Source organism: Caballeronia sp. GAFFF2 (genome assembly GCF_023631485.1).
Taxonomy (GTDB): domain Bacteria; phylum Pseudomonadota; class Gammaproteobacteria; order Burkholderiales; family Burkholderiaceae; genus Caballeronia.
Map to the genome: position 1 here is coordinate 60,280 of NZ_JALQDA010000023.1, position 21,888 is coordinate 82,167.

General features: G+C 62.4%; 21 protein-coding genes and 1 riboswitch. Of the genes, 6 read left to right on the forward strand and 15 right to left on the reverse strand.

Going from position 1 to position 21,888, the window contains the following annotated elements; translation table 11 throughout:
• From NCT04_RS13815 to NCT04_RS13830, 4 genes are all read right to left on the reverse strand, one after another.
• Complete coding sequence (locus NCT04_RS13815; protein ID WP_250465983.1) at window positions 1-1,230, reverse strand: multifunctional CCA addition/repair protein; 1,230 nt, start codon at window positions 1,228-1,230, stop codon at window positions 1-3.
• Complete coding sequence (locus tag NCT04_RS13820; protein WP_250465986.1) at window positions 1,227-1,850, reverse strand: glutathione S-transferase family protein; 624 nt, start codon at window positions 1,848-1,850, stop codon at window positions 1,227-1,229. The genes NCT04_RS13815 and NCT04_RS13820 overlap by 4 nt, the downstream gene beginning before the upstream one ends.
• A gap of 11 nt (window positions 1,851-1,861) precedes the next feature.
• Window positions 1,862-2,818 (reverse strand): complex I NDUFA9 subunit family protein, encoded by a 957-nt coding sequence (locus NCT04_RS13825; protein ID WP_244826506.1) that lies wholly within the window; start codon window positions 2,816-2,818, stop codon window positions 1,862-1,864.
• Window positions 2,819-2,938: 120 nt separating this feature from the next.
• On the reverse strand, window positions 2,939-4,906 hold the full coding sequence (locus tag NCT04_RS13830) for a lytic transglycosylase domain-containing protein (protein WP_250465987.1): 1,968 nt from the start codon (window positions 4,904-4,906) through the stop codon (window positions 2,939-2,941).
• An 8-nt stretch (window positions 4,907-4,914) separates the two neighbouring features.
• Between NCT04_RS13830 and NCT04_RS13835 the strand changes: the two genes are divergently transcribed.
• The gene (locus tag NCT04_RS13835; protein WP_502800667.1) at window positions 4,915-5,532 is read left to right on the forward strand and encodes a 5-formyltetrahydrofolate cyclo-ligase; all 618 of its coding nucleotides are present in this window, start codon (window positions 4,915-4,917) and stop codon (window positions 5,530-5,532) included.
• 1 nt (window position 5,533) lies between these two features.
• On the opposite strand, the gene NCT04_RS13840 is transcribed toward NCT04_RS13835, so the two are convergent.
• Window positions 5,534-6,046 (reverse strand): winged helix DNA-binding protein, encoded by a 513-nt coding sequence (locus tag NCT04_RS13840; protein WP_244826509.1) that lies wholly within the window; start codon window positions 6,044-6,046, stop codon window positions 5,534-5,536.
• A gap of 181 nt (window positions 6,047-6,227) precedes the next feature.
• Between NCT04_RS13840 and pxpB the strand changes: the two genes are divergently transcribed.
• From pxpB to NCT04_RS13865, 5 genes are all read left to right on the forward strand, one after another.
• On the forward strand, window positions 6,228-6,881 hold the full coding sequence (gene pxpB / locus NCT04_RS13845; protein ID WP_250466008.1) for a 5-oxoprolinase subunit PxpB: 654 nt from the start codon (window positions 6,228-6,230) through the stop codon (window positions 6,879-6,881).
• Window positions 6,878-7,924 carry a 5-oxoprolinase subunit C family protein gene (locus NCT04_RS13850; protein ID WP_244826511.1) on the forward strand — a complete coding sequence of 349 codons (1,047 nt, stop codon included), beginning with the start codon at window positions 6,878-6,880 and terminating at the stop codon, window positions 7,922-7,924. The genes pxpB and NCT04_RS13850 overlap by 4 nt, the downstream gene beginning before the upstream one ends.
• 22 nt (window positions 7,925-7,946) lie before the next feature.
• Window positions 7,947-8,693, forward strand: coding sequence for a 5-oxoprolinase subunit PxpA (pxpA, locus tag NCT04_RS13855; protein WP_250466011.1), 747 nt, complete (start codon window positions 7,947-7,949; stop codon window positions 8,691-8,693).
• Between the two features lie 106 nt (window positions 8,694-8,799).
• Window positions 8,800-9,519, forward strand: coding sequence for a DUF969 domain-containing protein (locus NCT04_RS13860; RefSeq protein ID WP_250466012.1), 720 nt, complete (start codon window positions 8,800-8,802; stop codon window positions 9,517-9,519).
• Window positions 9,516-10,472 (forward strand): DUF979 domain-containing protein, encoded by a 957-nt coding sequence (locus NCT04_RS13865; RefSeq protein ID WP_250466013.1) that lies wholly within the window; start codon window positions 9,516-9,518, stop codon window positions 10,470-10,472. Before NCT04_RS13860 ends, NCT04_RS13865 begins: the two co-directional genes overlap by 4 nt.
• A gap of 13 nt (window positions 10,473-10,485) precedes the next feature.
• On the opposite strand, the gene NCT04_RS13870 is transcribed toward NCT04_RS13865, so the two are convergent.
• The 10 genes from NCT04_RS13870 to NCT04_RS13915 form a co-directional block, all read right to left on the reverse strand.
• Window positions 10,486-11,592 carry a TraB/GumN family protein gene (locus NCT04_RS13870; RefSeq protein WP_244826514.1) on the reverse strand — a complete coding sequence of 369 codons (1,107 nt, stop codon included), beginning with the start codon at window positions 11,590-11,592 and terminating at the stop codon, window positions 10,486-10,488.
• 124 nt (window positions 11,593-11,716) lie between these two features.
• Window positions 11,717-12,721, reverse strand: coding sequence for a peptide ABC transporter ATP-binding protein (locus NCT04_RS13875; RefSeq protein ID WP_250466014.1), 1,005 nt, complete (start codon window positions 12,719-12,721; stop codon window positions 11,717-11,719).
• Window positions 12,718-13,710 (reverse strand): ABC transporter ATP-binding protein, encoded by a 993-nt coding sequence (locus NCT04_RS13880; protein WP_244826516.1) that lies wholly within the window; start codon window positions 13,708-13,710, stop codon window positions 12,718-12,720. Before NCT04_RS13880 ends, NCT04_RS13875 begins: the two co-directional genes overlap by 4 nt.
• Before the next feature lies 1 nt (window position 13,711).
• The gene (locus NCT04_RS13885; RefSeq protein ID WP_244826517.1) at window positions 13,712-14,632 is read right to left on the reverse strand and encodes an ABC transporter permease subunit; all 921 of its coding nucleotides are present in this window, start codon (window positions 14,630-14,632) and stop codon (window positions 13,712-13,714) included.
• Window positions 14,633-14,891: 259 nt separating this feature from the next.
• Window positions 14,892-15,902, reverse strand: coding sequence for an ABC transporter permease subunit (locus NCT04_RS13890; RefSeq protein ID WP_244826518.1), 1,011 nt, complete (start codon window positions 15,900-15,902; stop codon window positions 14,892-14,894).
• A 149-nt stretch (window positions 15,903-16,051) separates the two neighbouring features.
• Complete coding sequence (locus NCT04_RS13895; protein ID WP_250466015.1) at window positions 16,052-17,683, reverse strand: ABC transporter substrate-binding protein; 1,632 nt, start codon at window positions 17,681-17,683, stop codon at window positions 16,052-16,054.
• 366 nt (window positions 17,684-18,049) lie between these two features.
• Window positions 18,050-18,889, reverse strand: coding sequence for a methylenetetrahydrofolate reductase [NAD(P)H] (gene metF / locus NCT04_RS13900; RefSeq protein WP_250466016.1), 840 nt, complete (start codon window positions 18,887-18,889; stop codon window positions 18,050-18,052).
• Window positions 18,890-18,930: 41 nt separating this feature from the next.
• Entirely contained in the window at window positions 18,931-19,284 is a 354-nt protein-coding gene (locus NCT04_RS13905) for a phage holin family protein (protein WP_244826521.1), read from the reverse strand.
• A gap of 96 nt (window positions 19,285-19,380) precedes the next feature.
• On the reverse strand, window positions 19,381-20,802 hold the full coding sequence (gene ahcY, locus NCT04_RS13910; protein ID WP_250466021.1) for an adenosylhomocysteinase: 1,422 nt from the start codon (window positions 20,800-20,802) through the stop codon (window positions 19,381-19,383).
• 32 nt (window positions 20,803-20,834) lie between these two features.
• A riboswitch (S-adenosyl-L-homocysteine riboswitch) is annotated at window positions 20,835-20,951 on the reverse strand.
• 111 nt (window positions 20,952-21,062) lie between these two features.
• Entirely contained in the window at window positions 21,063-21,821 is a 759-nt protein-coding gene (locus NCT04_RS13915) for a glycosyltransferase family 2 protein (protein ID WP_250466022.1), read from the reverse strand.
• Window positions 21,822-21,888 lie beyond the last annotated feature (67 nt).

The window sequence follows — 21,888 nt, forward strand, 5'->3', positions numbered from 1 at the left end:
TTACAGAACCGCCTTCACCGCTTCGACCCGCGCATCGTGCACGGCGTCTTTTATGCCCGCGGGCTGATTGGCGAAGCGTTGCGCGACCGCGCCGGCATCGACGGAACGGGCCGCGACTAGCGCCTCGCGCAGCCGTTCAGCCTGTGGATAAGGCTGCTGTTCCAGACCGAGCCGACCGCGCGCATCGGCAAGACATGCCTGCAGGGCTTCCGCGAAACGCGCGGGTTTGCGCAACGCGTCGGCGCGTTCGAAGAGGCGCACCAGCGCGGCCGCGCCCGCGTCCATGACGCGATGAATGTTGCCGTGCTCGCGCGCGACGAGTACCGCCAGATCGCGGCACTCGTTCGGCACGCGCAAGCGGTCGCAAAGCGGCTTCAGGAGATCGACGCTGCGCCCTTCGTGACCAATATGGCGCGGCAGGATATCGTCCGGCGTGGTCGCCTTGCCGAGATCGTGAGTGAGCGCGGCGAAGCGCACCGGCAACGCAAACCCCTGCGACGCCGCGTAGTCCACCACCATCATCACGTGGACGCCGGTGTCCACTTCAGGGTGATAGTCGGCGCGTTGCGGCACGCCCCAAAGCGCGTTCACTTCGGGGAGAATGCGCGCCAGCGCGCCGCAACCGCGCAGGACCTCGAACATGCGAGAAGGCTTCTTTTCCATTAGACCGCGCGAGACTTCCTGCCATACGCGCTCGGGCACGAGGGCATCGACTTCGCCCGCCTCGACCATTTTCTTCATCAGCGCTTCGGTTTCCGGCGCGACTGAAAAATCGGCGAAGCGCGCCGCGAAACGAGCGAGACGAAGAATACGCACCGGGTCTTCGATGAACGCATCGCCCACATGCCGGAAGAGTTTCTGCGCGAGATCGGCGCGGCCGTTGAACGGATCGATCACCGGGCCGGTCAGTTCGCCATCGGGATTCACTTCGCGCGCCATTGCATTGATGGTCAGATCGCGCCGCGTCAAATCTTCTTCGAGCGTCACGTCCGGCGAGTAGTAGAACTGGAAGCCGTGATACCCCGCCGCCGTCTTGCGCTCGGTGCGCGCGAGCGCGTATTCCTCGTGCGTCCGCGGATGCAAAAACACCGGGAAATCCTTGCCCACCGGCTTATAGCCTTGCGCCACCATTTGCTCGGGCGTGGCTCCAACCACGACATAATCGCGATCCACCACTGGCACGCCGAGCAACTCGTCGCGGATCGCGCCGCCAACCGCGTAAATGTTCATTGCGCGATTTCCTGCTTTGCATCCTCGATCCACGCCGCGACTGCGGGCAATGCGGTCACGCGCTGCGCATAGGCACGCGATTCATCGTCAAGCGACGGCTCGTAGGAATTGAAGCGCATGACGACCGGCGCGAACATGGCATCCGCAATACCGAACTCGCCGAACAGAAACGGCCCGCCCGACTTCGCCAGGCAATCGGCCCACAACGCTTCGATGCGCGCGATATTCGTCAATGCGCCTTCGCTTGCGCCTTTGCCTGGCGCGTGCGTGTGAATTTCCATGGGCATCGACTGACGCAAGTCAGCGAAACTCGCGTGCATCTCGGCGCTGATGCTGCGCGCACGTGCCCGCGCAGCGGCATCGCGCGGCCACATCGCGTGGTCGGAAAAGCGCTCGGCGAGGGTCTCCATGATCGCAAGCGACTCCCACACGGAGGCGCCGTCGTCGGTGACGAGACACGGCACCTTGCCCGATGGCGACACTTCAAGAATGCGCGCCTTGGTATCGGGCTGACCGAGACGGATCAGCGTTTCCTCGAAGGGAATGCCGAAGTGCTTCGCCAGCACCCAAGGGCGCATGGACCAGGAAGACGTGTTCTTGTCACCAATGACGAGTTTCATGCGATCGATGTTCAGCGATGCGCCGTGGCGCGAAAAGAATTGAAGCGCGAGCGATTCGACGCGCCCGTCAGATACAACGGCGCAATCGCCTCGATGCTCGCCGGTTCGCCGATGCCCAGTTCGGGCGCAAGCGGGCCGCTCGCAATATTCGGCGTTTTCATGGAATCGAGATTGTCGCGCGAAATCAGCGGTTCACCGGGCGCGAGTTCGAGCGTCATCGCCTGAAGGCGGCCAAGGCTCTCGGGCAGCTTGATGATGCGCGAATGCTTGCCGATGGTCGCGCCCGCAAAGCGCACCAGCTCCGCGAGCGTGAAGACGCCCGGCCCCGCGAGTTCGTAGACCATGCGGTTGGCCGCGTCGAGGTCCAGCACGTTGACCATGGCCTTGGCCACGTCGCCGACGAAAATAGGCTGGAACTGCGCGTCGGCGCAAGCCAGCGGAATCACCGGGAACATGCGTTCGAGGAAGGCGAACTGATTCAGCAGATTGTCCTCGGGACCGAAAACGACGGAGCTTCGGAAAATGGTCCAGTCGAGGCCCGAGTCGCGCACCGCCTTTTCGCCGTCGCCCTTCGAGCGCAAATACATGCTCGGACCTTCCGAATCCGCGCCGATCGCGCTCATGTGCAGCAGCCGGCGCACGCCTTTCGCCGCGCACGCCGCCGCGATCTTGCGCGGCAACTCGACGTGCGCTTTCTCGAACTCAGGCCCATAAGGCTCGCCGCGCCGCCCTTGCAGCACGCCGACGAGGTTGATCACCGCGTCGGCCTCCGCGACGAAAGCCGCGAGTTGCGCGGGATCGTGAATATCGGTTTCGATGACATCGACGGGAAGAAGCGTCAGATGCGCCGCGTTGGAACGGCGCCGCGTGGCAATTCGCACGTTCTTGCCGAGATCGACCAGCGCGTTGACGAGATGACTTCCGATGAAACCCGAACCGCCGATGAGCGCTACCTTTTGATGTCGCATATTCGCCTCTTGAGTCGCGGCTTTGTGAGTGCGCTTTGACGAATGCGAACGGCGAAGGGGCAGCCGCGCGCCCGTTCCGTTTATTCGTGCAACGAAACCGCGACGCGCGGTGCAAAAGAACTACGGCGCGATGTATCCCAGCCGCGTCTTCAGCGATTGCGGACGGCCTTCGAACAGTGCCGCGTAATAGACGGTGTTCGACAGCACGTTCTTGACGTAATCGCGCGTCTCGGTGAACGGAATGGTTTCAGCAAAAATCGCGCCCTCGACAGGCGCGCGCAAATCCTGCCGCCATTGCTTCGGCCGGCCGGGACCTGCGTTGTAACCGGCAGTGGCGAGCACGGGTGAGTTATCGAATTGATTGTAGATCATCGACAGGTAATTTGTGCCGAGCAGAATGTTGGTGTTGATGTCGTTCATTTGCGCGCGCGACACCGGACCCATGCCGATTTTCTTGGCGACGAGTTGCGCCGTGCCAGGCATCAGTTGCATCAAGCCGCCCGCGCCTACTTCCGAACGCGCGTTGATGATGAAGCGCGATTCCTGGCGAATAAGCCCGTATGCCCATTCGATATCGAGCCCGGTGGTTTGCGCATCGCGCTCGACGATATCGCGGAACGGCGACAGATAACGCAGCGTGAAGTCGTGCTCGGTCTTCGTCTTGTCGGCGGTGTTCACCGTGCGGTCGAACAGTTCGATGCGCTTTGCATACTGCGCGGCGGCGATGAGTTGCCGGTCCGTCATGCTGCGCAACGGCCAGTTCCATTCGCGGTTGCCTTCGAGCCGCATGTTCAGCGAGTAGAAACGTTGCGCCAGCGCGAAGCCCGGCACCGACTGCATCTGCGCGATTTCAGCATCGCTCACGGTGGTGCGCGGCGGGACGCTGATCTTCTGGCCGGTTTCTTCCAGCGCGAGCTGGCCGTAGAAGTTGTATTGGTCCGCGATCGACTGGAATTCCTGATTGGCCGTTGCGGCGTCGCCCGCTTGCTTGACCGCGCGGCCGTGCCAGTAAGTCCACGCAGGCTGGCTGCGCAAGGTGGGCGGCATCTGGTCGATAGACCAGCGCACCATGTTCCAGTCGCCCGCGAGCAACGCGCTGCGCGTGCGCCATTCATATGCGGGGTTCGACAACTGCGCGTTCGCCGATAGCCGATACCAGTCCGACGCGGCCGGCATGCGCTTGATCGCCGCCTGATAGCCGATGGTGCCCCAGCCGATCGCGCGTTCCTGCGCGGTGAGACTCGGCGCGACCGAACTGAACGTGGCCGCGGCCATTGCCGGATCGTTGCGAGCCATGCGCGTGATGGCGAGCAAGGTCAGTTGGTGCGCCGGCGTGTTCGGCATGACGCCGCGCGCGAGGTAAAGCGGCGGCTTGTTGACCGCGTCGTCGAGAAGCGAGCCTTTCGGCTTTTCCTGCCCGAGCGCTTCGACGATATTTAATCCGGTCGACGTGTAGTTCTGTTCGTAAGCGATGCGAATCTGCTGCCAGATGTCGTCGCTCGTGAACTGGCCTGACTCCGCAAGCGCGCCGATGAGATCGACGCAGCCGTCGCCGTACCATTTGGGATCGACGAGCAGCGCGCGCGCCGCTTCCGCGACGTTCTCGCCCTTCGAGAGACGCGCTTCGAGTGCATAGCACTTAACCTGCGTGTCGTCGTTGAGCACGAAGCGGGCATATTGCTGCTCGAAGTTCTTCCAGTCGTGACGGCTGCCGAGCACGACGAGATAATCGTTGCGCATGCGGTCGGCAATGGCCTGGCCGTCGTTGCGCTGCAGGAACGAGAGCACCGGCGCATCGGGCGCGTCGATGCGCGCGTGGCCTTGCGAATCGAAGAGTTGCGGCTTGATCGTGAAGTACTCGACGTAACTCGGCGCCGGATAGTTCGGGATTTGCGCGGCAAGAACGGCGGCTTTGGCCGGATCGTTCGCGCGCGCGGCATCGCGCAACTGCATGAAGATGCGGTCGTCGGACGACGGCGAGAAGTCTTCGTCGGGGCGAACCGCGGAAGCTGTTCCACAAGCGACGAGCGTCACTGCGGCAAGTGCGGTACCAGCCGCAAGATATACTCGGTCGAGGCGTTTTGACATCGTTATTACTGGAGCGCGAGGTGGTCCAAAGATCGGTTGAAAGCATAGCACGCAACGTTTGCGCGGAACCTAAAAGCGCATTGCGTTCCACGCTTCTCGCAAGCCGCGAAGCACAGCGTGACGATCCCGCGCAAGCCGAAAGAAACAAGGCGCTCGCGACACGCATCGAGGCGTTGCTCGCGGAGCATGCGGTCAAGTGCATCGGCTTTTATTGGCCCGTTGCGGGCGAATTCGATGCACGCGCTTTGCTCACGCGCTGGCTCGCGGCAGACGCGACGCGCGCCGCCGCGTTGCCCGTGGTGGTCGAGCCCAAGGCGCCGATGGCCTTCCACGCATGGCATGCGCAAATGCCGATGAACGAAGGCCGTTATCGCATTCCCGTGCCTGCGCAGGAAACCCGCGTGACGCCGGATCTGTTGCTGATTCCATGCGTCGGTTTCGATCTTCAGCGCTTGAGACTGGGTTACGGCGGCGGCTACTACGATCGCACGCTCGCCGCCTGGCCGAATGGCGAGCGCCCCGTGACTATCGGGATTGCCTACGAATCGGGCAAATGCGATGCGCTCCCGCGCGAGACTCACGACTTGCCGCTTGGAGCCATCGTCACCGAGGCTGCCATCTACTGACTCAAAGCGATGTCGCCGCGCGCGCGGCGGTATCGTAAAGACCGGATGCGTTGCGCATGAGTTGCGCGGCGTCGCCAATCTGCTCGTTTGTCAGCCCGCTCTCGCGCAGCGTCGACATAAGACAGCTCTCCCGCACTTCACGATACTTCCCGCACAACTCGCGCCCTGCCGCCGTTGCGGAAAAGAACACTTCCTTGCCCGTCTTCTCGCTTTTCACGTAACCGCGCGCCACCAGTTTCTTGAGTGCATACGTGGCAACGTGGGTATCCTCGATATTGAGGACGAAGCAGATATCGGCGAGCTTTTTCTTGCGATCGCGATGGCTCACGTGATGCAGCAGCGATACTTCCACGGCGGTCATGTCCTTCGCGCCCGCCGCCGACATGCAACGCACCATCCAGCGATTGAACGCGTTGCTCACCATGATGAGCGCGTATTCGAACTCCGATAACTCGGCGCTGACTTCTGACACGAGATGCTCGGAAGAGACGATCTTGGTAGGGTGACGCGACATGGCGAGGACCGTTGAAAAGTGCGTGGAGTGTATCCGAACGATATCGCGCAGCCGCGACCTTGCGTCACGAACTACACTCCGAACAAACGCTTATTGATAAATTGTCGATAATTTATTGACAATGTAGCATTCTGACGCGTTGCTGGCCGCATGGACGGCGCGCGCAAGGGACCAGAGAGGCATGACGAAACCACGTATTCATCCGCTTGGCGACAACGCGCTCGTGTGCGAATCCGCGCCACCGGCGACGCTCGATTGTCAGCGCCGCATCTGGGCGCTCGCCGACATCGCGCGGCTCATGCCGCACGTCGTCGAAGTCGTGCCGGGCATGAACAACCTGACCATCGTCTTCGACCCGCTCGAAGCCGATTACGAAGCCCTCGCGGCGCAACTCGAAGAAGGTTGGGAAGCGGCCACGCCATCGGACACGGGCGGCGCGGAGATCGAGATTCCGGTGCGCTACGGCGGCGCGGACGGCCCCGATCTGAGTTCGCTCGCCAAGCACGTCGGCCTTTCCGTCGATGAAGTCGTGAAGCGTCACACCGAAGCCGAATACGTCGTCTTCTTTCTCGGTTTTCAGCCGGGCTTCGCCTACATGGGCGGCCTCGATCCCGCGCTGCACACGCCGCGCCGCGCGGAACCGCGCCTCGAAGTGCCGGCGGGTTCGGTCGGCATCGGCGGGGCGCAGACGGGTATCTATCCCGCTGTATCGCCCGGTGGATGGAATCTGCTCGGCCGCACCGACCTCAAGCTTTTCGATCCGGCCCGCAACCCGCCGACGCTCATGCAGCCCGGCGACCGCGTGCGCTTCACGGCGCTGGAGGTGCGCGCATGATCGAAGTAAAACGCGCGGGCGTGCTCTCGTCCGTGCAGGATCTCGGGCGCCACGGTTATCGGCATCTCGGCGTGAGTTCGGGCGGCGCGCTCGATGCGCTGTCGCTGGAAATCGGCAATCGTATCGTCGGCAACAAGGCGGATGCGGCGGGTATTGAAGTCACGTTCGGGCCGACCGTGCTGCGCTTCTCGCGCGCGACGCGCGTCGCGATTACCGGCACGGACTTCGGCGCGACGCTCGACGACGAGCCGGTTTATTCGTGGTGGAGTTTGCCCGTGCGCGCGGGCCAGGAACTGACGCTGCGCGCGGCCAAGCGCGGCATGCGCGGCTACGTGTGCATTGCGGGCGGTATCGACGTCTTGCCGATGCTCGGCTCGCGCAGCACCGACCTCGGCGCATGCTTCGGCGGCCTGGGCGGACGCGCGCTTGCCGACGGCGACCGTTTGCCTGTCGGCGTGCCGCAACCGCACAAGGGCATCGCGTTTTCGCCGGAAGAACCGGCCTTCGGCGTGAAGGCGCCCGCGTGGTGCAAGTTCGTGCTCGTCGATGAACCCGTGCGGCGCGGCCGACATGCGCCGGGCGTCGACTGGGCCGTGCCCATTCGCGTGCTGCGCGGTCCGGAATACGCGAGCTTCACTGAGAAGGCGCAGCGCGACTTCTGGAACGAGGAATGGACCATCACGCCAAACAGCAACCGCATGGGCTTTCGCCTCGCGGGCACGGAGCTCGAACGCGGCGAGAAAATCGAACTGCTGTCGCACGCGGTCTTGCCCGGCACGATTCAAGTGCCGCCGAACGGCCAGCCCATCGTCCTGATGGGCGACGCGCAATCCACGGGCGGCTATCCGAAGATCGGCGCGGTCATCAAGGCGGATTTGTGGAAGCTCGCGCAAGTACGGTTGAACGGCGGCGTGCGCTTCATCGAAACGTCGCTGGAAGAAGCACGCCATGCGCTCGCCGAAGAGCGGCGCTATGTCAGTCAGGTGGGCACGGCCATCGCGATGCACGAGGAACGCTGCGCGCGTCTGGCTAAATCAACGTAACAACTTTGAACGATACGACATCATGGAAATCGATCTGAACGCCGATCTCGGCGAAGGCTGCGGCACCGACGAAGCGCTGCTCGAACTCGTCAGCTCCGCGAACATCGCGTGCGGCTGGCATGCGGGCGGCGCCACCGCGATGCGCGAGTGCGTGCGCTGGGCGGTGCAAAAAGGCGTGGCGATCGGCGCGCATCCGAGCTTCAACGATCCCGAGAACTTCGGCCGCAAGGAAATGGACTTGCCGCCCGAGGAAATCTACGCGGGCGTGCTGTATCAACTGGGCGCGCTGTCGGCCATTGCGCGGGCGGAAGGCGGACGTATCGCGCATGTGAAGCCGCACGGCGCGCTCTACAACCAGGCCGCGAAAAGCCCCGGGATAGCGGATGCCATCTGCTCCGCCGTGCATGACTTCGATCCGTCGCTGCTGATCTTCGGGCTCGCCAACAGCGGTCTCGTCGATGCGGCGCGGCGCGCGGGCTTGGTCGCCATCGAGGAAGTCTTCGCGGATCGCGGCTATCGCGCGGATGGCTCGCTCGTGCCGCGCAAGGAACCGGGCGCGCTGCTCGAAGATGAAACCGAAGTGCTCGACCGCACGCTCACGATGGTGCGCGAGCAACGCGTGCAGGCCGTGTCCGGCGAATGGGTGCCGCTCAAGGCGCAGACCATCTGCCTGCATGGCGATGGCGCGCACGCACTCGAATTCGCGCGGCGCATTCGCGGCGCGCTCGCCGATGCGGGCGTCGATGTCCGCGCCGCCCGCGCCGAATAAGCGATTTTCCGATGCATCGAACGCCCCGCCTGCCGGGGCGTTTTAACAAGCGCTATTTACGCGTCCGCTTCGAGGCGCGATGTCTAACCCCTGGTTTGGAGATCTCATGGCAACCGCAGTTAACTTATGGCCGCTCATCGGCGTGGCCGTCATCATCGTGGGCTTCGTGCTGCGCTTCAATCCGATGCTGATCGTCGCCGCAGCGGCGATCGTCACCGGCTTCGCGGCGCACTTTCCCGTGGAGCGCATTCTGACCACCATCGGCACCGGCTTTCTGAAGACGCGCAATATTCCGCTCATCATCTTGCTGCCGCTCGCGGTGATCGGCCTGCTCGAACGGCATGGCTTGCGTGAACGCGCGCAGACGTGGATATCGAGCATTCGCGCGGCGACGGTCGGGCGACTGTTGATCGTCTATCTGCTCGTGCGCGAACTGACGGCGGCGGTCGGCCTCACGGGTCTCGGCGGCCATCCGCAAATGGTGCGACCGCTCCTCGCGCCGATGGCCGAAGGCGCCGCCGAAACGCGTTACGGCAAGCTCTCCGACGCGGTGCGCCACAAGCTGCGCGCATATTCGGCGGCAACCGACAACGTCGGCCTCTTCTTCGGCGAGGACGTCTTCGTGGCGTTCGGCGCCATCGTGCTGATGGTCACGTTCCTCAAGGAAGCGGGCATCGTCGTGGAACCCATGCATGTTGCCGTGTGGGGCATTCCAACCGCGATCTGCGCGTTCCTCATCCACGGCTTTCGGCTGTGGCTGCTCGACCGGCGCCTGACACGCGAACTCGGCGCGCTCACGCGCAATCTCGCGGGAGAGAAAGCATGACGCTCACCATCAACTATCTCTTCTATCTCGTCGGCATCGTGCTGGTGGTGGTCGCCGGCATGATCCTCACCGACAAGTCGCATCCGCGCCGCCTGACGACGGGCGTGTTCTGGCTCGTGTATGCGCTCGTGTTCCTGATCGGCGACTGGCTGCCGCCCGCGGTCGTCGGCGTGCTCGTGATAGCGATGGCGCTCATCGCCGGACTCGGCGGCGTGACCGGCGCGAAGCCGAAAATGCTGTCGGAGCAAACGCGCCGGCAGAGCGCCGCGCGGCTCGGCAACAAGCTCTTCGTGCCCGCGCTGACCATTCCGGTCGTCACCGTGATCCTGACGCTCGGCGCGAGCCATCTCGTCTTCGGCGGGCAACCGTTGATCGAGTTGAAGAACGTGACGCTGATCGGCTTCGGCATAGGCTGCGTGATCGCGCTGGCGGTGGCGTGCGTCATGACGCGCGATACCGTCGGCCAGTCGATGCGCGAGGCGCGCCGTCTCATCGACGCGCTTTCGTGGGCCGCCGTGCTGCCGCAAATGCTCGGCATGCTCGGGCTCGTGTTCTCGGACGCAGGCGTCGGCAAGGCGGTCGCGCATGTGACGACGGCCTACATCAACCTCGACTATCGGCTCGTCGCGGTGACGGTCTATGTCGTCGGCATGGCGCTTTTCACGATGGTGATGGGCAACGGCTTCGCCGCGTTTCCAGTGATGACGGGCGGTGTCGGCGTACCGATTCTCGTCGGCGTGTTCCATGGCAATCCGGCGACGATGGCCGCCATCGGCATGTTCTCGGGCTACTGCGGAACGCTGATGACGCCGATGGCCGCGAACTTCAACATGGTTCCGGCGGCGTTGCTGGAGTTGCCCGACAAGAACGCGGTGATCAAGGTGCAGGTGCCAACGGCGTTGTCGCTTCTGATCGTGAACATCTTCTTGCTGAACTGGCTGATGTTCATCTGAATCGGCAAAGCGTTCAGCCAGCCACCACGACGAAGCCGCGCTTTCTCAGCAGTTCGAGCACGCCGCGCGACCCGCCGAGATGCAGCGCCCCGATAGCCACGAACACCGGCTTGTCGGGCGCTGCCAGTTGCACCATCCGCGCGACGAAGCGGCGATTGCGCTCATATACCACGCGGTTATCCACCTGATCCGCGAGCGGCTTCGAGCGCGCAAGCTTGTTGCCCTTGGCGTCGTCCCAGGCTTTGAGCGCGTCCGCGTCGCCGATTCGCCAGAGCCGGTGCAGCTCTTTCACGTCGGCGATGTTTTCGGTTGGCGTCTGCACGAGATCCTGCGCGAGCATCTCGCGCTGTTGCGCGGAAGTCAGACGCGTGAACGTCGATATCTGTTCGTTCAAGGTTTCGAGCCCGACGATTTTTCCTCGCACATGCAGATAGACATTCTGCAACTGCGCCTCGGTGCCGTACTCGCTCTGAAAACCGGCCTTGAGTGTGTCGTATGTTTCGATCAGCATCGACGCGAGCCACGGGCGCGTGTGCCGCAATTCCTTCAGCGCATCGGGATTGTTGCGCATGCGCGCTTGCACCGCCTGCCACATCGAATCCGGCAAATAATCGATCAGACATTCGCTGCGGCACATGCCGAAGCGATTCACGTCCTCTTGCGAAACGAGCAGTTCGTCGGGAGAGATTTCGAGCGCGAGTGTGGGCGATGCATAGAGCGCAGCCAGTATCGACTGGCGAAACGGCTGTTCGGCCGGATAGTCGGTCGCGAAACCGACATGCAGCGTGCCGAGCAAATAGATGGTGGTCGTGCCTTTGGTCGCAACGTAGAACGGCATGCGCGCCGGCGCCGCGCGCACGGGACCGCTTGCCGTCGTGCCATCGGATCGATCCACGGCCGGCGCGGGTGCCGATGCGCCCGGCGCCGCCGCTACGTCCGCGCCGCCTGCGGGCTGCGGAGTGCCACCTGCCGGCGTACGCGATCCGACGACCGCAAAACCGGATGGCGTAACGACCGCGCCTGCCATGAACAGTACGAACGACAGCACAATGGCTGTCGCTCTGGCGGACGCCACGCGCGCGGCGCGCGGCTGGTCATATGAATACGGCACGAGCGACATCTTAAAACATTCACGCGACCCGCTGGACACGCGCTGTCGCTTCGAGACGATCGACTTGGAGCTTGACCGCGCGCCGCCTTCTTTGAACGAAGCTGGCGCGCGTCAAACCGCGCGTCGATGCGATTCAAACCTCCACGTCACCTACCTCCTCGGCGCGATGACACGAGACTTGCCGCCCGTCGACGACGCGCAGCGCCGGTTCCTCGGTTCTGCAACGATCGATCGCGTACGGGCAGCGCTGATGAAACGTGCAGCCCGATGGCGGATTGAGCGGCGAAGGCATTTCGCCCTGCAGCTTGATCTTGATGCGGCGATCTTCCTCGAACAACGCGGGCGTTGCCGACATCAAGGCGCGCGTGTACGGATGACGCGGTCGCGCGAAGATGGTTTTCTTGTTGCCGAGTTCGGCCACGCCGCCGAAGTACATCACCATCACGTCATCGGCAATATGCTCGACCACCGACAGGTTGTGCGAGATGAACACGTAGCTCGTGCCGAACTGCGCTTGCAGGTCCATGAACAGATTGAGAATCTGCGCCTGGATCGAGACATCGAGCGCGGAAACGGGTTCATCGGCGACGACGATTTGCGGGTCGAGAATCATCGCGCGCGCAATCGCCACGCGTTGCCGTTGACCGCCCGAAAACATGTGCGGGTAGCGCGTCGCGTGTTCCGGTCTCAGGCCGACGGTGCGCATCATCTGCGCAATGCGTTGAGCGCGTTCGGTTGCGTTGAGCTTCGTGTTGATGGCGAGCGGCTCGCCTAGCGTCTGCTCGACGGTCTTACGCGGATTGAGCGACGCAAACGGGTTCTGGAACACCATCTGCACGCGCTGCCGCAACGCGGCGATCTTGTCCTTGCTCGCGCCCGCCACGTCCTCGCCATCGATTAGAAGACGGCCCGATGTCGGCGTTTCGATCATCGTCAACTGACGCGCGAGCGTGGACTTGCCGCAGCCCGATTCGCCGACGACAGCAAGCGTGCGCCCGCGCTGCAACTCGAACGACACGCCGTTCAGCGCCTTCACCGTGCCCTGTTCGAACATGCTGCGCTTGACGCTGTAATGCCGCGTGAGCTGATCGGCGGCGAGCACGATGTCCTTGTTGATTTCCTTCGGTACGGCGTTCATCGCGCGCCTCCTTCCACCACCACTTCGACATTCAACGGCTTGATGCAACGCGCGCGCACGGCCGCGTCGTTGGGGTCGAGCTGGAACAGATTCGGCCGCCCCTTCCAGCAGTCCTCGACGGCATATTTGCAGCGCGGCGCAAAGAGGCATCCACTGGGTCTGTCGTCTCGGCCCGGCACCATGCCCGGCAACGCCGCCAGACGATCCGCGCCGCGGCTATGTTCCGGAATCGCGGCGAGCAACGCTTCCGTGTACGGATGATGCGGCTCGCTGAAAATGGCAGGGACGTGATTCGTTTCGATGATCTCGCCCGCATACATCACCGCGACGCGCTGCGCCACTTCCGACACCACCGCGAGATCGTGCGAAATCAGCACGAGCGCCATGCCGCGTTCCTTTTGCAAGCGCACGAGCAGTTCCATGATCTGCGCCTGAATGGTCACGTCGAGCGCGGTCGTGGGCTCGTCGGCGATCAGGAGTTTGGGATTGCAGGCGACCGCCATTGCGATCATCACGCGCTGATTCATGCCGCCCGACATCTGATGCGGAAACGCGTCGATGCGGCTTTTCGCATCTGGAATGCCGACCTGATCCAGCAGTTCGAGCGCGCGTTTGTTGAGTGCGTCGCCGCGCAGGCCTTCGTGCAGTCTCAGCGATTCCTTGATCTGATAGCCGACCGTGTAGCTCGGGTTCAGGCTCGTCAGTGCGTCCTGAAACACCATCGCGATGTCCTTGCCGATGATCTTGCGACGCTCGCGCGCCGAGGCCTTCAGCAAATCGCGCCCATCGAAGGTGACCTGATCGGCCGAGACCTTGCCGGGTGCATCGATCAGGCCCATGAGCGCCATCATCGTGACGCTTTTGCCCGAGCCGGATTCACCGACCACGCCGACCACTTCGCCCGGCTTGACCGACAGGTCGATGCGATCGACCGCCTGTGTGCCGCCGAACGTCACTTGCAGATTACGGATAGTGAGTAGATCGTTCATGTCATCCCATCCGTTTCAGTTTCGGGTCGAGGGCGTCGCGCAGACCGTCGCCGAGCAGATTGATGACGAGCACCGAGATCAGGATGGAGAGACCGGGCATCGTGACGATCCACCATGCGCTTTCGATGTAATCGCGCGCCGAAGCCAGCATGGCGCCCCACTCGGCTGCGGGCGGTTGCACGCCCAAGCCGAGAAAGCCGAGCGCGGCGGCGTCCAGAATGGCCGATGAAAACCCGAGCGTCGCCTGCACGATGAGCGGCGCGGCGCAGTTTGGCAGCACTTGCGAGAACATCAGCCGCACGACGCCCGCACCCGCGACGCGCGATGCCGTCACGTATTCCTTTTGCAATTCGCCGAGCGCCGATGCGCGCGTCAGACGCACATAACCCGGCAGCGCGACGATGGCGATGGCAAGCATGGTGTTGACGAGCCCCGGCCCGATGATCGCGACCACGGCGACCGCGAGCAAGAGCGAAGGCAGCGCGAGGAGCACATCCATGATGCGCATGATCGGCGTATCGAGCCAGCCGAAGAACGCGGCCATGAGCCCCAGCACGACGCCCGGAATGAGCGCGAGCACGACCGATACGAAGCCGATCCAGAACGACAGCCGCGCGCCGTACATGAGACGCGAGAGAATGTCGCGGCCGGCTTCATCGGTGCCGAGCAGGAACATGCGGTTGCCGCCTTCGAGCCACGCGGGCGGAATCTTCACGTATTCGCGATATTGCTCGATGGGGCTGTGCGGCGCGATCACGGGCGCGGTGAGCGCCACCAGAATCAGCACGAGCACGATGAAGCCCGCGACCACTGCGCCGCGATTGCGCGAGAAGTTCGCCCAGAACTCGCGGCCCGCGACCATGCGGCCGCTGGGTGGCGGTGTTACTGCCTGGGGAGGTAGGTTGTTTTGAATGTCGGCCATATCATGCCTCTCGCCGAGCCGCCTCAAGAGAGGCATGCGCCCCCTTGGGGGGCAGCGAACGAATGTGAGCGTGGGGGTGGTACATGTCTATGCCTCTCGCCGAGCCGCCTCAAGAGAGGCATGCGCCCCCTTGGGGGGCAGCGAACGAATGTGAGCGTGGGGGTGGTACATGTCTATGCCTCTCGCCGAGCCGCCTCAAGAGAGGCATGCGCCCCCTTGGGGGGCAGCGAACGAATGTGAGCGTGGGGGTGGTACATGTTCACCTTGTATGGCGAATGCGCGGATTCAACACGCCGTACAGCAGATCGACGATCAGATTCACGAAGATCACGAGCGACGCGATCATCAGAATGCCGCCCTGCACGACGGGATAATCGCGACGCGAAATGGCATCGATCAGCCACTTGCCGACGCCCGGCCACGAGAACAACGTCTCCGTCAACACCGCACCCGCGAGCAACGTGCCAACCTGCAAGCCGATCACGGTCACCACGGGAATCAGCGCATTGCGCAACGCATGCACGATCACCACGCGTAACGGCGAAAGCCCCTTCGCGCGCGCCGTGCGAATGTAGTCCTCGCGCAGCACTTCGAGCATCGACGAACGCGTCATGCGCGCAATCACCGCGAGCGGAATCGTGCCGAGCACGATGGTCGGTAATATCAGATGACTCACCGCGGACTTGAACGCGCCTTCATCGGTGGAGAAGATCGAGTCGATCAGCATGAAGCCCGTGACGTGCGGAATGTCGTATTCCACCGCGATCCGCCCCGACACCGGCGTCCAGCCGAGCCTCGCCGAGAAGAACATGATGAGGATCAAGCCCCACCAGAAGATCGGCATCGAATAGCCCGTGAGCGCGGTGCCCATCACGCCATGATCGACCACCGTGCCGCGCTTGAGCGCCGCCGCCACGCCCGCCGGCAGACCGACGATGAGCGCGAAGATCATCGCGCAGATGGAGAGTTCGACGGTCGCCGGGAAGCGCGCCATGAATTCGCTCATCACACTCGTATTGGTGATGATCGACATGCCGAGATCGCCCTTGAGCGCATGGCCGACATAGTGGAGATATTGAAGCGGCAAAGGCTCGTCGAGACCTAAGCGCTTCATGGCTTCGGCGTGCATCGCCGGGTCCACGCCGCGTTCGCCCATCATCACTTCGATGGGGTCGCCCGGGATCAGGTGGATGAGCGCGAACGCGAGAATCGTAATGCCGATGAACGTCGGTATCACCATTCCTATGCGTCGCAAAACGAATCGGAACATGATCGCCCTTTGGTTCGTACTTGGGGATTTGGAAGAGTGACCGGCGGCGCGGATCGTTTTCGACCCGCGCCGCCGGCCCTGTTCGACTAATTATGGTTTAGTGCAAAAAGCGTTCCGCTTGCAAGCTGCGTTTTGCGGATGCTCTCGCTTCACTGCATGCCCACGCCGTCGAAACGCACATAGCCGAGCGGTTCGATCTTCAGGCCCGTTACCTTCTTGCTGGCCGGCTGATACACCGTCGAATGCGCGATCGGCGAGAACGGCAGCTGTTGCGCGAAGATCTGCTGCGCGTCCATGTAAGCCTTCGTGCGCGCCGCCACGTCGCTCGTCGAACGGCCCTTCACGACTAGATCGTCGAACGGCTTATAGCACCACTTCGAAAAGTTGCTGCCCTTCACCGCGTCGCAACCGAGCAGCGTGCCGAGCCAGTTGTCGGGGTCGCCGTTGTCGCCGGTCCAGCCGATCAAGAGTGCCTGATGCTCGCCCGCGTGCGCGCGCTTGAGATACTCGCCCCATTCGTACGACACGATCTTTGCCTTCACGCCGATCTTCGCCCAGTCGGCCTGGATCATCTCGGCCATCAGACGTGCGTTCGGGTTGTACGCGCGTTGCACAGGCATGGCCCAAAGGTCGATATCCATGCCGTTCGGAAAGCCGGCCTTCGCGAGCAGATCCTTGGCCTTGGCCGTATCGTACGGACTCGTCTTGAGGTTCTTGTCGTAGGACCATTGAGTCGGCGCCATCGGAGCGGTGGCCGCCTGGCCCGCGCCCTGATACACAGAATCGATGATCGCCTTCTTGTTGATCGCCATGTCGAGCGCGCGGCGCACGTCGGTGTTGTCCAGACCCTTCTTGGTCACGTTATAGGCCACGTAACCTTCGTTGAAACCGGCCTGCGACGGCGTATCCAGATTCGATGCGGACTTGAGCGACTCGATGTCGCCTGGCCGCGGATAGCTCATCACCTGGCATTCGTTGCTTTTCAGCTTCTGAACGCGCACGGCGGCATCGGGCGTGATCGAGAAGATCAGCTTCGACACCTGCACCGCGTTCGGCTTCCAGTAATCCGGATTGCCGTCGAAGCGAATGGTCGCATCCTTTGTATAGCTACGGAAGATGAACGGTCCCGTGCCAACCGGATACTGATTGATGTCGGCGGCCTTGCCGTCCTTCACCAGCTTGTCCGTGTATTCGGCCGAGAGAATGGACGCGTATTCCATCGCCATGTTCTGGATGAACGGCGCGTTCACTTCCTTGAGCGTGAACTTCACGGTGTAGGGATCGACCTTCTCCACCTTCGCGATGAGCTTGTCGAGGCCCATGTCCGTGAAGTACGGGAACGCAACCGGGTACGCCTTGCGGAACGGCTGGTTCGGGTCGAGCATGCGGTTGAACGTGACGAGGACGTCATCCGCGTTGAATTCGCGCGTCGGCTTGAAGTACGACGTCGTCTGGAACTTCACGCCGTGACGCAAATGGAAGGTGTAGGTCAAACCGTCCGCCGACACGTCCCACTTTTCGGCGAGACCCGGCTCGACCTTCGTGCCGCCGCGCTCGAATTCGACGAGGCGGTTATAGACCGTGAACGTGTTCGCGGTGAAGTCGGTGCCGGTGGTGTATTGCGCGGGATCGAAACCGGCGGGACTGCCTTCCGAGCAGTACACCAGCGTCTTGTTGGGGATGGCGGCATTCGCGACGTTCGTCGCGAATAGCGTTGCCGTGGCGACGGCGCCCATGAGCGCCGACACGCGGGCGACTCGCAACAGGCCATTCTTCTTCATGTTTCCTCCAGGTCGATGCCAGCTTTCAACTGACGTAGCGCGATATTACTTGATCGCATCGGCGGTGCTGCCAGCCACGCGAATCTGCCGGATGAAACGGCGCAAGCAAATTCGGGCGCTACCCTAGCATGAACAAATATTACGTGTGTGGTCGTTTTCCCCACTGGATTTACGGCTGCCGGTTGGTTCGATGCGGTTAGGTTATCGCCTATGCGTAAGCGTGATAGCTCGGATGGCGAAATATCCGCGCAAGGTGCCGGCAGCGCGCGCAAAGTGCGCCGTCGGGTACTAAAACGCCCGAAAAAAGTGCTAAACGAGGAGGAAAGTAAGGACCGCGCGGACGAACGCCGCGCGGGTAAAACAAACTCAGACACTCTTGACGCCGAGCCGCTCGCAAACCGTCTTCGACGCCCACGCGCCGTTGAGCGTGTAGAAATGCAAGCCGGGCGCGCCGCCGTCGATCAGACGCTGGCACAGACCCGTCACCACATCGACGCCGAATTCGCGGATCGACTCGCGGTCGTCGCCGTAACTTTCGAGCCGGCGCGCGATCCACTTCGGCACTTCCGCGCCGCACATCTCGGAAAAGCGCATCAACTGCGTGAAGTTGGTGATCGGCATGATGCCCGGCACGATAGGCACATCGACGCCGAGCTTTTTCGCTTCATCGACGAATTTGAAGTAGGCGTCCGCGTTGAAGAAGTACTGCGTGATCGCGGAGTTCGCGCCCGCCTTTACCTTGCGCGCGAAGTTTTCGAGATCGGCGCGCGGAGAACGCGATTGCGGATGAAACTCCGGATACGCCGCCACTTCGATGTTGAACCAGTCGCCGTGCTCCTGGCGAATGAACGCCACGAGTTCGGACGCATAGCGCAACTCGCCGACTTCACCCATGCCCGAAGGCAAGTCGCCGCGCAACGCGACGATATGGCGAATGCCGTGCTCCCGATACTGCGAAAGAATCGCGCGCAGGCTGTCTTTCGACGAGCCGATGCAAGACAGATGCGGCGCCGCTTCGAAGCCTTCCGCGGCCATTTCGAGCACGGTGTCGAGCGTGCCTTGCTGCGTGGAGCCGCCCGCGCCGAACGTCACGGAGACGAACTTCGGCGCGAGCGTTTTCAGTTGCGCGCGCGAGGCGCGCAGTTTGTCCACACCTTCCTGCGTCTTCGGCGGGAAAAACTCGAATGAAAGTTCGATCGGTTTCATGGTGGTGTGTGTACGCGCGGCGAGGCGTGGTGTGCGCGGCGTCAGCCGAAGTTGCGCTGTCCGAAGATGAGCGCCGACAGAAGCCACGACACGATGCTATAGAGAATCGAGCCGAAGAACGCGGACCAGAAACCCGTCACCTCGAAGCCTTTCAAGAGCGACGAGCACAGCCAGAAACACAGCGCATTCACCACGAGGATGAAGAGGCCGAGCGTCAGGATGGTCACGGGCAACGTGAGAATGATGAGCACCGGGCGCAGCACTGCGTTGATGAGCCCGAGCACCACGGCCACGATGAGCGCCGTGCCGAAACTGCGGATGTGGATCGACGGCACGAGATAGGTGATGATCAGAAGCGCGAGCGCGTTGATCAGCCATGTCAGCAGCACGGTCATCGAGTGTTCTCCGGTTGATGCAATGTGTCTTTGTACCGCGCACGAACCTCCCGATCCGTGCGCGGCCACGCCGCCGCGTGCCTTGTCAGTAGCGGATTAATAGCGGTAGTGGTTCGGCTTGAACGGACCGTTCTTGTCGACGCCGATATAACCGGCCTGCTCCGTCGAAAGCACCGTCAGTTCCGCGCCGATACGTCCCAGATGCAGACGCGCGACCTTCTCGTCGAGATGCTTCGGCAGCACATACACCTTGTTCTCGTACTTGTCGCCTTGCGTGAACAGTTCGATCTGCGCGAGCGTCTGGTTCGTGAACGAGTTCGACATCACGAAAGACGGATGGCCGGTCGCGCAGCCGAGATTCACGAGACGTCCTTCAGCCAGCAGAATGATGCGCTTGCCGTCCGGGAAGATGATGTGATCGACTTGCGGCTTGATGTTGTCCCACGTGTATTGGCGCGTGGAAGCGACATCGATTTCGGAGTCGAAGTGACCGATGTTGCAGACGATGGCGTTGTTGCGCATCGCCTTCATGTGGTCGTGGTTGATGACGTGGTAGTTGCCCGTTGCCGTCACGAAGATATCGGCCTTGTCGGCGGCATATTCCATCGTCACGACGCGGTAGCCTTCCATTGCCGCTTGCAGCGCGCAGATCGGGTCGATCTCCGTGACCCAGACGGTGGCGCCCAGACCGCGCAGCGACTGCGCGCAGCCCTTGCCCACGTCGCCGTAGCCCGCCACGACCGCGATCTTGCCGGCGATCATCACGTCGGTGGCGCGCTTGATGCCATCCACGAGCGATTCGCGGCAGCCGTACAGATTGTCGAACTTCGACTTCGTGACCGAATCGTTCACGTTGATGGCCGGGAACGGCAGACGCCCTTCCTTCTCCATCTGATACAGACGATGCACGCCCGTGGTCGTTTCTTCCGTCACGCCCTGGATGTGCGCGAGGCGCGTGGAGTACCACGTCGGGTCGGCATCGAGGTGCGAAGCGATCGACTTGTACAGCGCGACTTCTTCTTCATTCGTCGGCTTGCCGATGACCGAGCGGTCTTTTTCGGCCTTCGAACCGAGGATGAGCAAGAGCGTGGCGTCGCCGCCGTCGTCCAGAATCATGTTGGCGAATTCGCCGTTCGGCCACTCGAAGATGCGGTGCGAGAACTCCCAGTATTCGTCGAGCGATTCGCCCTTGAACGCGAACACCGGCGTGCCGCCCGCGGCGATGGCGGCGGCAGCGTGATCCTGCGTGGAGAAGATGTTGCACGATGCCCAGCGCACGTCGGCGCCGAGCGCGGTCAGCGTTTCGATCAGCACGCCGGTCTGGATGGTCATGTGCAGCGAGCCTGCGACGCGCGCGCCTTTCAGCGGCTGTTGCGCCTTGTATTCCTCGCGCGTCTGGATGAGACCGGGCATCTCCGTTTCGGCGATGTCGAGTTCCTTGCGGCCCCATGCGGCGAGCGACATGTCGGCAACAACGTAATCCTGGGAATTCTTGGAATCGAGAACTGCGGCGTTCATCACGCCCTCCTTTCTAAAAAAGACTAGAAATTTTGACGTGAGCGCCGTTCGATGCGGTGGCTCAGCGGGCTTGTTTATGTGCCTTCGAACCGTCCGATTAAAGCCTCCGAGCCTGGCGGGTAAAACCCGTCGCAACGCTCCTCGGGGGCGAGCGAAGATTGTAGCAAAAGTCGGCGGAATGCGAATGCGGGATTAAGCGCAGTCTGATTGATGGGGGTGACTAAGCGTAGGGAGGCGTTCAGGCTCGATCGACTATTAACTCAGCAATTGCCGGACATCGCCGTGCGGGCGCGTGCGACGAATTGTTGAATGGCCTCGGTGGTCGCCCAATGCTCGTCGAACGGCGTTTCGGCGCCTCCTGCGCGGCTGAAATACAACGCCACGTGGCTCCCCGGATGATAGTGGACGCGAACGCCTTTCCTGGCTTCCAGGCGATAACAACCGTAAATGTCGATGATTGCATTTGAAAGCGCCGAATCCTCGCCGCCATAACGCCGGAAGACTTCATCTGTAGGGAAGCCGCCGAGCGCGAGGAAGGTCGCACGCTGAATCACGAGCGTGCTCGTTACCGTGTCGCTCATGATGTCGGCGTGGCGTTCGAAGTCGGGGAAAGCACGCAGTTCGGCGGGAAAGTCGCTGAAATCGGCGCTGAAACGGACTGCGGGTTGCCGAGGCGTGTTGCGCAGATAGAGTACGGCAGTCGCCAGTGCGCCTGGCTGGTACTCGTCGTCGGCGTCGAGGAACGCAAGAATGGAGTGTGCCGCAAAGTTCGCACCGCGATTGCGCGCCCGAGCCGGACCGCCGTTTTCCGGCATCTGCACCAGCTCGACGCGTCGGTCCTTGAGGGAATAAAACTTCGCGACCGCCGCCGATGCGTCCTGCGAGCCATCGTCCACCACGATGATCTGCGCTGCTTCGGTTTGCAAAAGACAACTATCGAGCGCGCGTGCCAGCGTTTTTGCCGAGTTGAAACAAGGAATGATGACTGAGACGCCGGAGCGCTGAGAGACTAGTGACATTTGGCTCTAACCGAAAAGTTGAGCCCGGATTGTCGCAAGAGATGCTCCGAGAATCGCTAGCGAAAAC

What these genes read in the sequence shown, in the direction of transcription:
- NCT04_RS13815 (WP_250465983.1), bottom strand. Translation starts at nt 1,230, where the DNA reads ATGAACATTTACGCGGTTGGCGGCGCGATCCGCGACGAGTTGCTCGGC.
- NCT04_RS13820 (WP_250465986.1), bottom strand. Translation starts at nt 1,850, where the DNA reads ATGAAACTCGTCATTGGTGACAAGAACACGTCTTCCTGGTCCATGCGC.
- NCT04_RS13825 (WP_244826506.1), bottom strand. Translation starts at nt 2,818, where the DNA reads ATGCGACATCAAAAGGTAGCGCTCATCGGCGGTTCGGGTTTCATCGGA.
- NCT04_RS13830 (WP_250465987.1), bottom strand. Translation starts at nt 4,906, where the DNA reads ATGTCAAAACGCCTCGACCGAGTATATCTTGCGGCTGGTACCGCACTT.
- NCT04_RS13840 (WP_244826509.1), bottom strand. Translation starts at nt 6,046, where the DNA reads ATGTCGCGTCACCCTACCAAGATCGTCTCTTCCGAGCATCTCGTGTCA.
- pxpB (WP_250466008.1), top strand. Translation starts at nt 6,228, where the DNA reads ATGACGAAACCACGTATTCATCCGCTTGGCGACAACGCGCTCGTGTGC.
- NCT04_RS13850 (WP_244826511.1), top strand. Translation starts at nt 6,878, where the DNA reads ATGATCGAAGTAAAACGCGCGGGCGTGCTCTCGTCCGTGCAGGATCTC.
- pxpA (WP_250466011.1), top strand. Translation starts at nt 7,947, where the DNA reads ATGGAAATCGATCTGAACGCCGATCTCGGCGAAGGCTGCGGCACCGAC.
- NCT04_RS13860 (WP_250466012.1), top strand. Translation starts at nt 8,800, where the DNA reads ATGGCAACCGCAGTTAACTTATGGCCGCTCATCGGCGTGGCCGTCATC.
- NCT04_RS13865 (WP_250466013.1), top strand. Translation starts at nt 9,516, where the DNA reads ATGACGCTCACCATCAACTATCTCTTCTATCTCGTCGGCATCGTGCTG.
- NCT04_RS13870 (WP_244826514.1), bottom strand. Translation starts at nt 11,592, where the DNA reads ATGTCGCTCGTGCCGTATTCATATGACCAGCCGCGCGCCGCGCGCGTG.
- NCT04_RS13875 (WP_250466014.1), bottom strand. Translation starts at nt 12,721, where the DNA reads ATGAACGCCGTACCGAAGGAAATCAACAAGGACATCGTGCTCGCCGCC.
- NCT04_RS13880 (WP_244826516.1), bottom strand. Translation starts at nt 13,710, where the DNA reads ATGAACGATCTACTCACTATCCGTAATCTGCAAGTGACGTTCGGCGGC.
- NCT04_RS13885 (WP_244826517.1), bottom strand. Translation starts at nt 14,632, where the DNA reads ATGGCCGACATTCAAAACAACCTACCTCCCCAGGCAGTAACACCGCCA.
- NCT04_RS13890 (WP_244826518.1), bottom strand. Translation starts at nt 15,902, where the DNA reads ATGTTCCGATTCGTTTTGCGACGCATAGGAATGGTGATACCGACGTTC.
- NCT04_RS13895 (WP_250466015.1), bottom strand. Translation starts at nt 17,683, where the DNA reads ATGAAGAAGAATGGCCTGTTGCGAGTCGCCCGCGTGTCGGCGCTCATG.
- metF (WP_250466016.1), bottom strand. Translation starts at nt 18,889, where the DNA reads ATGAAACCGATCGAACTTTCATTCGAGTTTTTCCCGCCGAAGACGCAG.
- NCT04_RS13905 (WP_244826521.1), bottom strand. Translation starts at nt 19,284, where the DNA reads ATGACCGTGCTGCTGACATGGCTGATCAACGCGCTCGCGCTTCTGATC.
- ahcY (WP_250466021.1), bottom strand. Translation starts at nt 20,802, where the DNA reads ATGAACGCCGCAGTTCTCGATTCCAAGAATTCCCAGGATTACGTTGTT.
- NCT04_RS13915 (WP_250466022.1), bottom strand. Translation starts at nt 21,821, where the DNA reads ATGTCACTAGTCTCTCAGCGCTCCGGCGTCTCAGTCATCATTCCTTGT.